General features: G+C 44.3%; 15 protein-coding genes. 10 read left to right on the top strand and 5 right to left on the bottom strand.

Annotation, left to right across the window (positions count from 1 at the left end):
* Positions 1-34: 34 nt before the first annotated feature.
* From dhaK to ptsP, 3 genes are read left to right on the top strand one after another with little or no spacing between them, the layout of a single operon-like run.
* On the top strand, positions 35-1,093 hold the full coding sequence (dhaK, locus tag JKJ11_RS19685; protein WP_006069633.1) for a dihydroxyacetone kinase subunit DhaK: 1,059 nt from the start codon (positions 35-37) through the stop codon (positions 1,091-1,093).
* Positions 1,094-1,108: 15 nt separating this feature from the next.
* Positions 1,109-1,744, top strand: a complete 636-nt coding sequence (dhaL, locus tag JKJ11_RS19680; RefSeq protein ID WP_006069634.1) for a dihydroxyacetone kinase subunit DhaL — start codon at positions 1,109-1,111, stop codon at positions 1,742-1,744.
* Between the two features lie 2 nt (positions 1,745-1,746).
* Positions 1,747-4,143 carry a phosphoenolpyruvate--protein phosphotransferase gene (gene ptsP, locus JKJ11_RS19675; RefSeq protein ID WP_252039834.1) on the top strand — a complete coding sequence of 799 codons (2,397 nt, stop codon included), beginning with the start codon at positions 1,747-1,749 and terminating at the stop codon, positions 4,141-4,143.
* Positions 4,144-4,214: 71 nt separating this feature from the next.
* Here the strand turns inward: ptsP and JKJ11_RS19670 are convergent, their stop codons facing one another.
* The gene (locus JKJ11_RS19670) at positions 4,215-4,940 is read right to left on the bottom strand and encodes an HAD-IIB family hydrolase (RefSeq protein WP_006069636.1); all 726 of its coding nucleotides are present in this window, start codon (positions 4,938-4,940) and stop codon (positions 4,215-4,217) included.
* A gap of 170 nt (positions 4,941-5,110) precedes the next feature.
* On the opposite strand from JKJ11_RS19670, the gene JKJ11_RS19665 reads away from it, so the two are divergent.
* Positions 5,111-5,692, top strand: a complete 582-nt coding sequence (locus JKJ11_RS19665) for a dioxygenase family protein (protein WP_252040015.1) — start codon at positions 5,111-5,113, stop codon at positions 5,690-5,692.
* Positions 5,693-5,713: 21 nt separating this feature from the next.
* Here JKJ11_RS19665 and JKJ11_RS19660 read toward each other — a convergent pair whose 3' ends face one another.
* Positions 5,714-6,322 carry a DUF6198 family protein gene (locus JKJ11_RS19660; protein ID WP_006069638.1) on the bottom strand — a complete coding sequence of 203 codons (609 nt, stop codon included), beginning with the start codon at positions 6,320-6,322 and terminating at the stop codon, positions 5,714-5,716.
* A gap of 250 nt (positions 6,323-6,572) precedes the next feature.
* On the opposite strand from JKJ11_RS19660, the gene JKJ11_RS19655 reads away from it, so the two are divergent.
* Together JKJ11_RS19655 and JKJ11_RS19650 are read left to right on the top strand one after the other, a co-directional pair.
* Positions 6,573-7,157: an acyl carrier protein phosphodiesterase gene (locus tag JKJ11_RS19655; protein ID WP_198558980.1), complete on the top strand. Its 585-nt coding sequence runs from the start codon at positions 6,573-6,575 to the stop codon at positions 7,155-7,157.
* A gap of 94 nt (positions 7,158-7,251) precedes the next feature.
* Positions 7,252-7,467 carry a TIGR02450 family Trp-rich protein gene (locus JKJ11_RS19650; RefSeq protein ID WP_006069640.1) on the top strand — a complete coding sequence of 72 codons (216 nt, stop codon included), beginning with the start codon at positions 7,252-7,254 and terminating at the stop codon, positions 7,465-7,467.
* Between the two features lie 22 nt (positions 7,468-7,489).
* Here the strand turns inward: JKJ11_RS19650 and pncB are convergent, their stop codons facing one another.
* Positions 7,490-8,725, bottom strand: a complete 1,236-nt coding sequence (pncB, locus tag JKJ11_RS19645) for a nicotinate phosphoribosyltransferase (protein ID WP_252039833.1) — start codon at positions 8,723-8,725, stop codon at positions 7,490-7,492.
* Between the two features lie 183 nt (positions 8,726-8,908).
* Here pncB and JKJ11_RS19640 point away from each other — a divergent pair, with 183 nt between their 5' ends.
* The 4 genes from JKJ11_RS19640 (at position 8,909) to JKJ11_RS19625 (ending at position 11,819) form a co-directional block, all read left to right on the top strand.
* On the top strand, positions 8,909-9,577 hold the full coding sequence (locus JKJ11_RS19640) for an isochorismatase family protein (protein WP_252039831.1): 669 nt from the start codon (positions 8,909-8,911) through the stop codon (positions 9,575-9,577).
* Positions 9,570-9,902: a YnfA family protein gene (locus JKJ11_RS19635; protein ID WP_252039830.1), complete on the top strand. Its 333-nt coding sequence runs from the start codon at positions 9,570-9,572 to the stop codon at positions 9,900-9,902. The genes JKJ11_RS19640 and JKJ11_RS19635 overlap by 8 nt, the downstream gene beginning before the upstream one ends.
* A 162-nt stretch (positions 9,903-10,064) precedes the next feature.
* Positions 10,065-11,357, top strand: a complete 1,293-nt coding sequence (locus JKJ11_RS19630; protein WP_242456569.1) for a DEAD/DEAH box helicase — start codon at positions 10,065-10,067, stop codon at positions 11,355-11,357.
* A 114-nt stretch (positions 11,358-11,471) separates the two neighbouring features.
* The gene (locus JKJ11_RS19625; RefSeq protein ID WP_038227009.1) at positions 11,472-11,819 is read left to right on the top strand and encodes a DOPA 4,5-dioxygenase family protein; all 348 of its coding nucleotides are present in this window, start codon (positions 11,472-11,474) and stop codon (positions 11,817-11,819) included.
* On the opposite strand, the gene hpfH is transcribed toward JKJ11_RS19625, so the two are convergent.
* Both hpfH and hpfG read right to left on the bottom strand, forming a co-directional pair.
* The gene (gene hpfH, locus JKJ11_RS19620) at positions 11,816-12,781 is read right to left on the bottom strand and encodes a (2S)-3-sulfopropanediol dehydratase activating enzyme (protein WP_252039829.1); all 966 of its coding nucleotides are present in this window, start codon (positions 12,779-12,781) and stop codon (positions 11,816-11,818) included. The genes JKJ11_RS19625 and hpfH overlap by 4 nt on opposite strands.
* A gap of 71 nt (positions 12,782-12,852) precedes the next feature.
* Positions 12,853-15,384: a (2S)-3-sulfopropanediol dehydratase gene (gene hpfG / locus JKJ11_RS19615; protein ID WP_252039828.1), complete on the bottom strand. Its 2,532-nt coding sequence runs from the start codon at positions 15,382-15,384 to the stop codon at positions 12,853-12,855.
* Between the last annotated feature and the right edge of the window lie 373 nt (positions 15,385-15,757).

Genomic DNA, 15,757 nt, shown 5'->3' with positions numbered 1-15,757 from the left:
ACGAACATTAAAAATTACAAAAGAGAAACAAGGTATGAAAAAGCTAATAAATAGTGTTGAAGACGTTGTAAAAGAGCAAATGGAAGGTCTTGCTGCCTCTCGCCCGCAATTAAAAGCTAACTACGAGCCACGTTATATGTGGCATGAAGAAACGCCAGGACAAGTGGCGCTAGTCTCCGGTGGCGGTGCGGGTCACGAACCATTGCATGCGGGCTTCATTGGTAAGGGTATGTTGACGGGTGCTTGCCCAGGTGAAGTATTTACCTCACCAACACCCGACCAAATGTACGAGTGCGGTAACCAAGTGAATACGGGCGAAGGCGTTTTATTCTTCATCAAAAACTATACTGGTGATGTCTTGAACTTTGAGACAGCGGTGGAACTTCTTCATTCTGACGGCATCAAGGTTGGCTCAGTGTTGATTGATGATGACGTAGCGGTAAAAGATAGTCTATATACCGCAGGCCGCCGTGGCGTTGCTGGCACAGTACTTGTCGAGAAAATCGTGGGTGCAGCAGCAGATAAAGGTTACTCATTAGAACAGTGTGAAGAACTCGCTCGCCGTATTAATAATAACTGCCGTTCGTTCGGTGTTGCTTTAGATGCATGTGTAGTACCAGCAGCGGGCAAACCATCTTTCCAACTTGCAGATGACGAAGTTGAATTTGGTGTTGGTATCCACGGTGAACCGGGTATCGAGCGCATTAAATACACCAACGCTGACGAGTTGGTTGACAAGATGTTCCTTGAGCTAAAAGAAAACATCGCTTATAGCCGCACGCTGCGTATTTGGAATCGTGTCGAAGGTGAATGGGACGAAGTAGAGTCAACGATTGAGAACTTTGAAACAGATCATGACTATATCGCTATTGTGAACGGTCTTGGTGCAACACCAGAGTCGGAACTTTACGGTGTATACAACCGTTTGGCACATAACTGTGAGAAAGAAGGTTTCCGTCTTGCTCGTAACCTAGTGGGTAACTACTGTACGTCTCTGAATATGGAAGGTGTGTCTATCACGCTATTAAAAGCAGACACAGAGATGCTAGAGCTATTTGATGCTCCAGTAGATACAGCAGCGATGAAGTGGTAAGCCGAGGAATAACATATGCAAATTGAAAAACAACACATCATTAATTGGCTTGAGCTTTGCGCAGTATCGTACGAAGAAAACCAAGACTTTCTAACAGATCTTGACCGTGACATCGGTGATGCAGACCATGGTCTAAACATGAATCGTGGTTTCAAGAAAGTAAAAGAAACCTTGCCAAAAGTTGAGAAACAAAATATCTCAACCATTTTGAAAAATACCGGTATGACATTGCTGTCTAGCGTTGGCGGGGCGAGTGGTCCATTGTACGGCACGTTATTTATTCGTACAGCTGCGTCCGTAGGAAGCCGTGAATCTTTGACTTTCCAAGAGTTAATTGACGATCTTAAGAGTGGTGTTGATGGCGTCATCTCTCGCGGTAAAGCAGAGCAGGGCGACAAGACCATGTGTGATGTTTGGTTACCTGTACTAAACGAGATGAAAACGTCTCTAGAAGGCGGTACTAGCCCAGATCATTTACTTGATGAAATGGTGGAAGTTGCAGAGAAAAGTGCAACGTCAACGATTGAAATGCAAGCGAAGAAAGGCCGTGCAAGCTATTTAGGTGAGCGCAGTATCGGTCACCAAGATCCTGGTGCGACGTCATCACTTCTAATGATCAAAGCACTAAGACAGGCGATAGCAGGAAAGTAAGCATGGTAGGCATTGTAGTAGTATCGCATAGCCGCCTATTAGCAGAAGGAGTGGCCGAACTGGCCACTCAAATGACGCAAGGCAAAGCTAATATTGCGATCGCAGCGGGAGTTGATGATCCTGAGAACCCAATCGGCACAGATGCAATTGCCGTTATGGGGGCGATTGAAGAAGTATGTGACCAAGATGGTGCTGTAGTTTTAATGGACTTAGGTAGTGCGCTACTTAGTACTGAAATGGCATTAGAACTGTTAGATGATGAGACCCGTGACAAAGTCGCGCTGGTGTCTGCGCCAATAGTAGAAGGCACAATGGCAGCGTCCGTAGCGGCGGCGGCTGGCTTATCTATTGAGGCGGTAATCGCTGAAGCCTCCAGTGCTTTAGATGTGAAAAAAGAACATCTAGGTGAGGAGCTTACTGTGCAGACTCCTGACGTTGTGGGCGAGTCTGCCGACGATGCGAATGCGTTAAGCTTTCAATGGATGGTTAAAAACCCCCATGGTATTCACGCACGACCAGCTGCGGCGATCGTAGGTTGTCTAGCGCCGTTTTCTAGCGATGTGTATCTAGAAAAAGCAGGACAAAAAGTCAGTGCGAAGAGTCTAAATAGCATTGCTAAATTAGGGGTTCGTTGTGATGAACAGATTACGTTCTATGTCAGTGGTGATGATGCCCAAAACGCATTAGATGCTTTTGTTAGCCTTGCCAATGAGCACTTTGGTGAAGCGGAACAAGTCGCTAAAGGTGAAGTAGTAGAAGAGGTATTGGAGCAAGCTCCCGAGCTTACTAACGATATTGAAGGCGCCTTGGCCGGTATTAGTGTCAATGGCGGTATTGTGACGGCTCCAGCAGTCATCTTTACCCAAGAAATGCCCAATGTTCCGATACGCACATTTACCAATGCAGAGCAAGAATTTGCGAAGCTTAAACACGCTATCGCAGAGGTTAAGCAACATTTAGAAGCTCAAGCAAAATTGCCTCATGGTGAAATCTTTGCTGCGCATGCGATGATGTTGGCTGACCCTGAAATTGCGACTCAAGCAGAAGCAAAAGTTGCAGCGGAGTTAATCGCTGAGCAAGCGTGGATGGACGTGATGATGGCGCTAGCGGCACAATATCAAGCTGCGGAAAGCCAATACATGCGTGAGCGTGAAGCAGACGTTTATGATATTTGTCGTCAAGTGATGCTGTCATTGACGGGTGAGAAACCGAAGGCGATAACCATCGAGCAGCCAAGCGTTTTACTCGCTCGTGACTTAATGCCTTCGGATGTGGCGGGTCTTGATAAATCAAAAGTGGTAGCTATTTGTCTAAGTGAAGGCGGTAAAACCTCTCACAGTGCTATCTTGGCAAGAGCTATGGGAATTCCTGCAATAGTAAAAGTTCAAGGTTGCCTTGAACAGGTTAAAGCAGGTGATAACATCACAGTAGATGGCTTCAGTGGATTATTGTGGTTTGCCCCAACTCAAGCGGTACAGGAAGAGCTAAATAGCAAGCGTCATGAATGGCTTGCGGCTCAAGAGGTCGCGTTACAAAACGCTCAATCACAAGCAGTAACCCAAGATGGTACCTCGATTCACGCTTTGGCTAACATCGGTGGTCCTGAAGATATAGAAGCGGCGTTAGCCAATGGCGCTGAAGGGGTTGGCCTGTTCCGTACCGAATTTTTGTTCCAAGAAAGCGCAGAACTACCAACAGAAGATGAACAATATACGGTCTACAAAGAGATTGCAGCTGCGTTTGGCGACAAGCCAATCACGATCCGCAGTCTTGATGTTGGTGGTGACAAGCCGCTTGCCGCATATCCGATGCCAGAAGAGGAAAACCCTTTCTTGGGTCAACGTGGCGTGCGTCTGTGCTTGAAGCATGAAGCACTTTTTGAAACGCAGTTACGTGCAGTTTTAAGAGCTTACGCAGAACAACCTAACATTCAATTGATGATTCCAATGATTGCAACGGTTGCTGAAGTGAAAGCAGTGAAAGCATTGATCGCTAAACAGTGTGATAAGTTGGGGTTGCCTGAATCCACTCTGCCTGTTGGCATAATGATTGAAGTACCAGCTGCGGTATTCAACGCGGATGCCTTAGCGGCAGAGGTCGACTTCTTCTCGATTGGCACCAATGACCTAACACAATATGTTATGGCGGCTGATCGAGGAAACACTGAAGTTGCTGAGCTAGTAAATTACTTCGAACCAGCGGTTATTAAAGCTATCGAACTGACCATTCAATCTGCAAATAAAGCCGGTATTTCGGTTAGTATGTGTGGTGAAATGGCAGGGGATGTTAAAGCGACAGAGCTATTGATGAATCTAGGGCTGAGAAAATTCAGCGCGAGTTCTACACTGATTCCAGAACTTAAACAAAAAGTACGTTCCCTAGATTTTGCAAACGCATAATCATCTTTAAGATAGCTAAACATGGCCAGTAGTTAACACTACTGGCTTTTTTGTTGTTTGGATCTACACATTCATCGATTGTTTTGCCAGTGTTTTAACCCTTCGAGTACACCAAGCGCATGGGTATTTTTCGCCGTATAGACATGAGATAAAGAAGAAAGGTGCGCGACCTCTTGATAGTGATTCGCCACCAATATTGCGTTAATCCCTGCTATGGTCAGCATAGCGGTATCGTTGCCGGAGTCGCCTGCAACGACAACTTCTGAAGGACAGAGCTTATGCTTATTCATTAAGTGGTGGATGGCTGTTGCTTTATTTATACCTTTTGGTGTGATGTCTAAAAACCAATCGTGCGAGTAGGTGAGGTCGACATACAGCTCATTTTCTTGAAACAGAGCTTGTAGGTACTGTAATTGCTTACCGTCTAATCTCCCTTCATAAGTCAGCTTATAGCTGCCCTGATGTTCAGGTGTCTGTTTCCCCAAAAAGCCACAATCATGTAACGCGGCAGAAACTCGTCCTTCATCCCATAGACAATCCATTTTTGTGTGCCAGTCATAGTCAGGGGTTAGCGTACGTTTATGATGAATCTGAGTGCCGACGTCACTGACAATAGTGTTAGGTCTAGGTAACGTATGCTGAGCTAATCCATCGTTAATTGAATGAAAGGTTCTCCCTGTAGCGACTACGAACTGCATACCTGTTTGAGCTTCAACGTAGGAAGTAAACTCTGTTAACTCATCGGTAGGCCCACCACTGATTGTTCCATCAAAATCGCATACCAACATCTTTATCATTGAATAAACTCCTTTTTTCTTGATTTAAGTGTATATCAACTGTTTTCTGATGACTGTTATTTCGACAACATTTGCAAAATGTGTGAGGACAATAAATGCAATTGATCAAAAACTGGCAATCCGAACCATCTGAGCCACAATTGTTTTTAAGAAGCGTGGAGGACTGTACGATGCAAAGGAGAGATTTTCTGACCATATGCTCGGTGTGGTTTGCGTGGCCTGTATTGGCTAACACAAGCCTGCCAATTACGCCAACGCAGGCAGAAGGCCCGTTTTATCCGCTTAACACTATTCCAACTCGCTCAAATCTCGTTCTCAACCAATCATCGCTCATTGGTAAAACTCTCGAACTAAGTGGTCATGTGAAAACACCAGAGGGCAAACCTATGAAGCAAGTTCGTGTGGAAATTTGGCAATGCGATGGTGCTGGTGTTTATGATCATCCTAGACAGCCTGGCGTTGAACAATTCGATCGAAACTTTGCTGGTTCTGGGGCAACTGAGTCCAACGAAGAAGGTAGGTTTAATTTCACTACTCTCTACCCAGTACCTTATACAGGAAGGCCGCCTCATATTCATGTCAAGCTATGGCTTGGAAATAGAGAACTGTTAACCACACAATTATATTTGCAAGGGCAAACAGGTAATGAGTGGTGGGGTGGTAATGAGCGTGAGTTGCTTCAATTAGACATCAAAGATGATAAAGGAAGTTCACACGCTCATTTCGATTTTATCGTGGCTTCACTTAGTTAAGCTACGTTGGGGATCGGAATTTTATGACTGGCTCGGTAAGGGCTGATAACGTCCTGGCTTGTGATTCATTGCTAAAATTAGGTTAGTTGCAATGGCTCCGACAACGGATAGAGCGATGAGGTAGAAATCGACGACAAACAGTGACAGAACCACAATAGTGCAGTCTAGTGCCATTTGAACTTTGCCTGCTCGTATGCCGAAGCGCTCTTGCAAGAACAGAGCGAGAATATTAAACCCACCTAAACTCATTTTATGACGGAAAATGACCAACATGCCCATTCCAATTAGTCCGCCACCAATCAACGCAGCATAGATTGGTTCAATGTGTGCGATCTGAATGACGTGGTGAAGATGGTCTACCGCGAATGAAACGATACTCACGGCAATAAAGGTATTGATGGTGAACTGCCATCCCATTCGGGTTACCGAAAGAATGTAGAACGGTAGGTTAAGCATAAAGAACACTTGACCAAAACTGAGGGCTGTCACTTTAGTGATAAACAGCGCAAGTCCCGCAGTGCCACCGGTCAGTAGCCCCACTTGGTTGAAAAAAATAACGCCAAGTGATACCAGTGCGCTGCCAAGAGTGAGAGCGAGTAGGTTCTCTCTAAGGCTATGATCTTTGTCCATAAAGACACTTCCTTTGAAAATAAAAATGATATCTACAGTGCAAACGATCCTTCGTGGAACTTCACAAATGTAAGAGGCGCGAGTTTAATGGTGACGGCAGGGTGGTGTCGAGTTGATGGCTGATATCAGATTTTTATTGAGTGTTTCGTCAGATTTACACTTGGCGCATACGATGCTATGAGTGAGTGTGGGATTTGACCGTTTGGATAACAGTCACCACAATGTAGCAAACGACTAGTAATGGAGAGTTATGAATTTCTTAGCACACCTGCACATTGCGGATCACTGTCAGAGCAGTCTACTAGGCAACTTACTTGGAGACTTTGTTAAGGGGGACCCCTCAAAGCTCTATAATTCTGATGTTAGCCAAGGGATCAGGCTGCACCGTTTTGTCGACTCTTATACCGACAACCATGCCATCATCAAACTGTGTAAACAGCGTTTCGATCCAGACCTAAAACGATTTGCGCCTATCGCCATGGATATGTTTTGGGACCATTGTCTAGCTAAGCGATGGCATGATTACCACCATCAAACCCTGCAAGAATTTGTTGATAGTGCAGAAGCAAAGATTACGTCTACTGAAGAAGTATTACCAGAGCGTTTTATCAATATGACTTCTCATATGTGGCAAGGACGTTGGTTAGAGTCATACAGTGAACTAGAAAACATACAGTACGCCTTAGAGCGAATGTCACTTAGAAGTATGCGCATGACACCTCTTGCTGATTGTGGAGTGCAACTAGAACAGAATTATCAAGAGTTTTCAGACTTTTTCGCTGAACTCTATCCCGAGGTTCTTGAGCAAGCGATTAAGATCGGGAAGATTTTCTGACGATTTGGCGAACTATGTTTGTCTTGTTTGAACTTAATCTATATCTGACGCGTAGAAGAAATTCTAATGATAAACAGATGGTTATGGGTTTGAAATGAATCGTATTAATCCAGCGAAATTACGAAACAGCAAATGGACGGCGATTAAACCGCTTAATAGAGAAAAGCACTTTCTGGTGTCAGAAGTCGAGTTTGAAGAGGATGGGACAGTCATGTCGTGCAAGCTTGAAGCCGTGCTGTCTCGTAACGAATATCCGATTGATTGGACTGAGTTAAAAGACAGCGAAAAGTGGCTTCAAGGATGGAAATAGCGGAGGGGTTGAATGCGTGAGCTTACGCCGCAAATTTGCTTTGCACACCGAAGCTTTTCTTTAATTCAGCTAAAAACTCTTCATCTTCGCACATAGCTTTTTCAGGCTCGTCACTGATTTTAGCAACAGGACGACCATTGCATTCAGCCATTTTGATGACAATAGATAGTGGTTGATATTGCACAGAGTCTTGTTGCCATTTGCCCATGTCATTGGCTAGAAATGTACCTATGCCAAAGCTGATATTTGCACGGCCAGCGAAGTACTCACATATGTCGAGTGCATCCGAAAAGTTTAGTCCATCGGTGAAGATTAGGATTTTTGACATTGGATCGATATCAAGGGACTGGTAATGCGCGATCATCTTGTCTCCCCATTCAAAAGGATTGCCTGAATCATGACGTACGCCAGCGTAGTCATTGGCTCGCTCTACATTGAAGTCCTTTAGAAAGGCATCAATACCAATCGTATCAGTAAGCGCAATACCAAGTTTTCCATTAAACGTAGACTGCCAAAGGTCTAGAGCAACTTGTTGCGACTTCTCTGGTTCCACTAGTGCTTGATGCGCCATAAACCATTCATGTGCCACGGTACCAATTGGCGTAAGGTCTAGCTCTTTTGCTAATTGATAGTTGCTTGTGCCACTCATTAGTGCAGGAGCATGTTGCTTGAAGTAGCTCACCACCTCGCGTTGAACCGGCGCGCTAAATCGACGACGGCTACCCATTTCAGAAAACTGGAAATTTTCAATGGAACGTTTCTTCAGTTCGGATTTTATTGCATCGACTTTTTGTTCAAGCGTAGTCGTGAACTGAGAGTAAGGTATTGCGTTCCAACGTTGGCGACTGCGCAGCTCTGAGATAATGCTCATTACCAAGGTTTCGTAAAGAATGGTTTCGTGCCAAATGCCGGTAATGGAAACACTAAGCTGATCATCAGTCTTAGATACCTTCACTTGGTGCTTAGGAGCAAATGCGAAGTCAGACAGATAAGTGAGGAAGTTGTCATTGAGATAAGGGGCTTGGGTTGTTAAATAAGCAATATCTTCGGTCGTAAATCGACAGTCTGAAAGAGCGTTTATCTCTTTTTCAATAAGGGGTTGGAGGTCTGATAAATCTTCATTCGATCGAACAATAAGTTCGTAACGCACGCGAGTCTGCGGATAATGCGTGAACGCTGCAAACATCATATTGATTTTGTATACGTCTAGGTCGAGTGCGCTTTGAATAATACGATCGTTGAAAAGTGAGCCTGACATCCGGCATTCCTACTGTGTTACTAGGATTGATAAAGAAGTGGCACTCTAGATAAGGCTGAGAAAATTGTCAAATACCCTGTTGGATGAAGACGCTATTCGTAAAGGACGTGTGTTATCTATTTACTTAAGTATGATAGAGAGTATTACCGATTAAACCCTAGACGAATCGTGAAGGAAGTCACCATGTCTTTGACCACTATACAACTCTTTAAATCCCAAACTGCGTCCATTGATGTGGACCCTCAAAAAGGATTTAGCGAGCTGTGTCCTGATGAATTGCCAGTGCAAGGCGCGTTAGAGATTGTTGCAGAGTTGGTAAACAATCATAGTAAAGCTGCGTTAAAACTGGTTTCTCGAGATATGCACCCTCCTGGTGCCGCTTGGGAGGCGGAAACGCCGGAGCGTATGCTGGAACCAGTTGGATTGCCTGAGGTCGACATCAAATGGAATCCTCACTGTGTGGTGGGAACGGAAGGCGTGGAGTTGCTGCCTGGACTGCCAGCGATTCGTGACTATGATTTTCAAATCAATAAAGGCATCGACCCAGATGCTCATCCTTATGGTGCATTTTATCACGACCAAGCTGATACATTATCAACGGGAGGGATTGAGTTTTTACAATCTAAACAGGTTAAGAATGTGATTGTTGGTGGCTTGGCTCTAGACTTCTGTGTGAAAAAGTCTGTTGAACAGCTCGTCGATGCAGGCTTTGACGTTATTCTGAATTTGGCTTCGACGCGTGCCGTATTTCCTGACAATGTGCAGGAAGTCATTGAGCATCTTGTTAGTCAAGGTGTGACAGTTGTGGAAAACGCTGCCTCCATCCAGTTATTGGATACTTTACATGCCTGAACTAAAAACAATGGGGCTGTTCTTCGTCACTGCAGTGGCGGAGATATTAGGTTGCTATCTGCCTTACTTGTGGTTAAAAGAAGGGAAGTCAATTTGGTTGCTTGTCCCTGCTGCGATTTGCCTTGGTTTGTTCGCCTGGCTTCTTTCCTTGCACCCTACAGCGGCTGGCAGGGTGTACGCCGCGTACGGTGGCGTTTATATTTTCGTTGCAATCTTGTGGCTTTGGCTTGTAGACGGCATTCGTCCAAATATGTGGGATATTGTCGGCGTATCAGTCGCATTACTTGGTATGGCAATTATCATGTTTGCCCCAAGAAACATTTAGTCTAAGTAGTAAGTTGAAAGTAAAGCATTGGTATATCTGCTCGGTAGTAGCAGTTGTACACCGTTCAAGTAATGATTGATGAACTAAGTTAATAATGGCGTTAACCAATGTCGTGTTATCTGATACACTCGCGACCCCTAAATAATACCTGTTGGCGAATTTATGACAGACAAGACTTTACTTGATGCTTCCGAAGGCGTGATTTCGTTTGATTCTTTTGCTTTTAGTAGCACAATTCATCAAAACCTAGCTGCGTTGAACTATGAGTCGCCAACACCTATTCAAGCACGTGCTATTCCACATGTTCTTGATGGCAAAGATATCTTAGCCGGAGCACAAACAGGCACGGGAAAAACTGCGGCGTTTGGGCTTCCTTTGATTCACAAAATTGCTCAAGAACCTAAGGTTCGAGAGTCTAACTCAAAAGTTATTCGCTCTTTAGTACTCACACCAACAAGAGAACTTGCACAACAGGTGTTTGATAGCTTAGTACCGTTAGCAAAAGACACTGGACTTAAAGTAGTTGTTGCTTACGGTGGCACAAGTATGGGCGTACAAACTAAAAACCTAGTTGGTGGTGCTGATATCTTGGTAGCAACACCAGGACGCCTTTTGGATCACCAACATAACCGCAATATCACTTTATCTGAATGCGAATATCTAATCTTGGACGAAGCTGACCGTATGTTAGATATGGGATTCATGCCAGACTTGAATCGTATTCTCAAGCGCTTACCAAAAGAGCGCCAAAATATGATGTTCTCAGCAACATTTGAACAGCGTATCAAAACGCTAGCGCATCGTATTATGAATGAGCCCATCGAAGTTCAAGTCACCCCAGCGAACTCGACGGCAGATACCGTGAAACAGATGGTTTATCCCGTCGACAAAAAACGTAAACACGAACTGCTGGCGTACTTAATTGGTTCTCGCAATTGGCAACAGGTATTGGTGTTTACCAAAACAAAACAGGGTAGTGATGCACTCGCAAAAGAGCTTAAGCTCGATGGCATTAATGCGGTTTCGATCAATGGTGATAAGAGCCAAGGAGCGCGTCAAAAAGCGTTGGATGATTTTAAATCCGGAAAAGTACGAGCATTAATTGCAACGGATGTTGCGGCTCGTGGACTAGATATTCAGCAGCTGGAGCAAGTTGTGAACTTTGAGCTGCCGTATAAAGCGGAAGACTATATCCATCGTATTGGACGAACAGGTCGAGCGGGGCATGCAGGTTTTGCAGTATCGTTAATGAGTCACGATGAGCAGTATCTTCTAGAAGCAATAGAGCGTTTGCTAGATACGCGATTACCACAAGAGTGGTTGGCAGGCTTTGAACCAAGTCCGGCCTCTGAAGTCGAACCTGATCGTGCACCTCGCCGTAAAGGTCGAGGGGCGGATAAACGTAAGATGAAAGCCAAGCTTAAGATTCATGCCAATCGTGGTAAAAAGCGCTAATTTACTTCAAGGAAAATAAGGGTAAGAATTTAACTTCTTCCCTTATTTTTCAGATAGATATCAGTTACAATCCCGCCACTATTTCCTCACGCAATTTTATCGCAAAGTAACCCCATGACATCACCTCAAAAACCCCAAAACCTTCACGATAAATACCATGCACACGTCTACTTTGATCAATCCTCTTTAGAAATGGCTACCGTCTTAAGTGAAACCATTACAGAAAAATTTGGTCTGCATGTCGGAAGAGTACATCAAAAGCCTGTTGGGCCTCATACGAAATGGAGCTTCCAGATTTTGTTCTTTCGTGAAGACTTTGATGCACTTATCCCTTGGCTTGATAGTGTTAGAGGCGAACTCAGTGTTTTAGTACACGCCGACACTGGCGATGACCTTATTGATCACACCACTTATGCATATTGGCTAGGTAAAGAAGTGCCTCTTAATCTTGATGGATTCTAATTTGCGCATTTCAGGCTGGCGTTTTTGGTTCCAACCGTACAATGGATGCCTCGGCGATTAAAGTAGTCGGCAATTTGATTTACCCTTAGTTGAAAGCTGTCACGGTCAAAGACTAGGTCGGCCATCTTGTATGGCAACCCTAATGAGCGGTATTTCTCTTCCCCTAAGCGCATAAAGCTAAGTAACTGCAGCGTTTGTACGCGTCCGTTGAGCTCATTAATAATGAAATCGGCGGTCGCGGCAATATTCTCATCGTCATCGTTGATGGACGGGATAACTGGGATTCTCAATATGATGGGCTTTTCAGTTTTACTCAATGCTCTAAGATTATTGAGGATTTTGCGATTATCAACTCCGGTGTGCGCTTTGTGGCGCTGGCTATCTAGTAGCTTAATATCGGAGATAAATAGATCGGTATAGGAAAGGAGCTTTTCTATTCGGTTCCAGTTAGCAAAGAAACTCGATTCTAAACAAGTGTGGATGTTTTCTTGTTTGCATAACTTAAACAACTCCAATACAAAGTTGCTCTGTAAAAGGGGCTCTCCGCCAGACACAGTTACACCTCCACCTGAACGTTGATAGAAGCCTTTGTCTTTGCGGATAGCCGCCATGCACTCATCCAAAGTCATGAAACTGCCCCATTGTTTGATTGCTTCTGCAGGGCAGTCGTCAGAGCAAGCCATACAGGAAGAGCAAAAATCACGTTTGACTTCAAATAGACAATCATCGGAAAACGTCAACATATCGGGCGATGGACAAACATCTAAACACGTTCCGCAGTGCTCATTTGAGATGCACTGGTTATGGTAGACCCCGACTTCTATTCTGCGATTAAAACTCTCCGGGTTTCCACACCAATCACATCGTAGAGGACATCCTTTAAGGAAGAATTCAGTTCGGATCCCTGGACCGTCGTGGAGTGTGAAACGCTGTACATTCAATACGGTGGCTTGGTTTGACACAAATAACCTCAATTAAGTTAGAAGCTGGGCGTTGAATGCCCAGCTTGACAGTAGTTGTATTAGGTTATTTGTTAGAACCTAAGCTCGGTGCGTTGAATTAAGTCGTCTTGCAAAGGTTTCCCAAGTTCCACGAAATACGCACTGTATCCTGCTACTCGCACTAACATGTCTCTGTATAGCTCAGGATTTTTCTGAGCGGCGCGCATTTTGTCCGAACTCATAATATTAAACTGCACGTGCATGCCTTGTTTGGAGATGTATTCGTCGATAAAACTGACAAGAATATCTCTTCCTTCAATACCTGAAACGGCGTCTTCTGGAAAACGTAAATTGAGTAGAGTGCCATTGGTTGCCAAGCTGTGGTCTACCTTAGTGACGGAGTTGACGATAGCGGTCGGGCCTTGCGTATCGTGAGAACCTCCTGCGGTATGGACAGGTCCCATGTTATCAGAGATAGGTTCTTCATTTTTGCGACCATCTAACGACGCATTGGTGTATAAGCCCATACCAACATTCGCATTGACGGTGTATACGCCTGGACTAAACTTTCCGCCTCTAGGGTTGATGCGTCCTTTGATATGACGGCAATAGCATTCAAACATAAAGGTGAATAGCTCATCGGCTTCATCGTTGTCGTTGCCATAATGGGGGATCTTGGAGCTATTGACGAGTGCGTACAGCTTTTCATAACCAACCCAATTATTCTTCACAGCATCAAGCAGTTGTTTACCCGTGTACTTCTTGTCATCAAATACTAACTTCTTAATGGTAGAGAGAGAATCGGCGCAAGTGGCTACTCCAGCAGCCTGCGGAGCAGTACCATTATATTTCACACCACCAAATGTCATATCTCGTCCGGTTTCGATACAACCTTCAAAAAACGCTGAGATATAGGGAGTGGGTTTGACCATACGATGAATTTTGTCGGTGACATTTAAGCAGCTACATAATTGATCGCACCAGTACGCAAACTGCTTATCGACACTTTCGAGAACTTGTTCAAATGTTGTGTAAGTTTCTAAACTGCCAGTATCTGGCCCCAATTGCTGGCCGGCATTTGGTCCTGAAAGAATTCGTCCACCATTGATGACCATTTCCATCATTTTTGCGGTATTCACGTAGCCGGCGTCCAACCAACCATGCTCTTTGCCGGGGATTGTAGGTTCAACGCAGCCAACTACAGCGTAATTTCTCGCCTCAGCTAAAGACACCCCTTTACCTAACATGGCTTTTATCGCTGGGGTATCATTGAACAATTTAGGGTGACCGTAACCGGCTCTAATGCATTCTATCGTCTTAATCTTGAGTTCGTACGGTGTTTTCTCGTGCATTCGAACGCAGACCCAAGGGTTCATCATTCGAGTATGGGCTGATGCTTCCAACATTAACATTGTTAGGTCGTTGGTGGCGTCTTCACCTTCTGAGTCTACTCCTCCTAGAGTTAAGCTTTCTCCACCAAAACCTCGACCATTGCGAACTTTTACTGTGCCTTTATCTTTGAGCTTAGTTGGGTTGTTCATTTTGACGTAAAGCACTTCAATGAGCTCTAGGATAAACGACTTTGATACGGCACGTTCATTGACATCTTTTTGGTAGAACGGAAGTAACCATTGGTCCATACGACCATAAGAGATAGAGTGACCATTTCCCTCAATTTGGGTCAAAGTAACGGCAAAATTGAATAACTGAATAGCTTGCCAGAAAGACTTTGGAGCACCACCTGCGATTTGCTGACAGTTGAGGGACATGGTGTACAGTTCTTGTTTGCGTTTAGCGTCAGTTTCATGTTCCGCCATTTCAGACGTTAACTGCGCGTACCTCGTAATATAGTGCTTAGCCGCTTCTAAACACACAATGGTCGCTTTGTAATAATCTCGTTTATCGCTATAGTCGGGGTCTTGTTTCGACAAGTCCTTTAATGCGGAATTGGCCTGCAAGATAACCCCGTCATAACCAAGCGTCATGAGCTTAGTGAAGTCCATGGCAAAATGTCCGATGCCTGCAAAATGGTAATTATTGGTCTGAAAGACTTTTTCACCCATATGTGAGCCTTTCTTTTGGTCATCATCAAGGTGGGCCGTAATGATCTCATTGGCCGTTTTGCCTTTCCAGTATGCGCATAACTCCAAAATTTCGTTTTTATCCTGCTCATTGCGTATATAAAATTGGTCGTTACTTCGTTCTTCAAAAGGAGAGTGAAGGATTTCGTCAATGATCCAGTCAACGGAGAATTCAGGATAAATAGGTGAGGCTTTTGCTGGAGCAGCAATCTCTCCTAGGATTAGTTCGTCATCATAAACGTGCAGTGTGCAGTTATGGAGTATGTTCTGGAAAGCGAAAGCAGTCTGCAGGATACGTGGTAAGGTTTCATTCTCTCGATATGATTCGGTTACAAGACGAAGACGTTCAACGTCGATGTCATACGACCTATCTAGGAAGGTTTGTCTTAATTGATTAACTCGCGGGAAAGGGGACCAATCGGCATGATCCACTTGGTATCCTAACCCATAAACCTTATCAAACTCTTCGATTCCCCTTGCTGACGTGTGCTGATGAGCCTGCGTTTCAAATAACTGCTCCGACTCTAACTGGAAGTGATCCATTGTTTACCTCATAAATTTAAATACGATGAATTCGTTAACAGTTTCAAATCGATACTTCTTTGAAGGAGTCCCTGTTGAAGGTCGATGATTGCTCGTGTTTATCCGCTACCACGGTTTATCTACAAGGATCTGAAGGGAAGGCTGATTCGGATGAGAGCCTCTTAAAAACACCTTCAGTCTTATAGACGCTTTTGAGTGAGCATTTTGTTCAAAACTGTATGGATATGGTCATTATAAGGAGATGGATGTCTTGTTCTGAGAAAATAGTCACACTAACGAATCTAAATGTACATAAAACAACAAAATGTGACACGAGTAATGGTTATTAAATTTCATGAGTCTATAGTGTGAAGAACTTTTAACGGCTGAATAA

Source organism: Vibrio sp. SCSIO 43133, assembly GCF_023716845.1.
GTDB classification, from domain to species: Bacteria; Pseudomonadota; Gammaproteobacteria; order Enterobacterales; family Vibrionaceae; genus Vibrio; species Vibrio mediterranei.
Note: the sequence above shows the minus strand (reverse complement) of the source record. Positions and strands in the feature narration are given on the sequence as shown.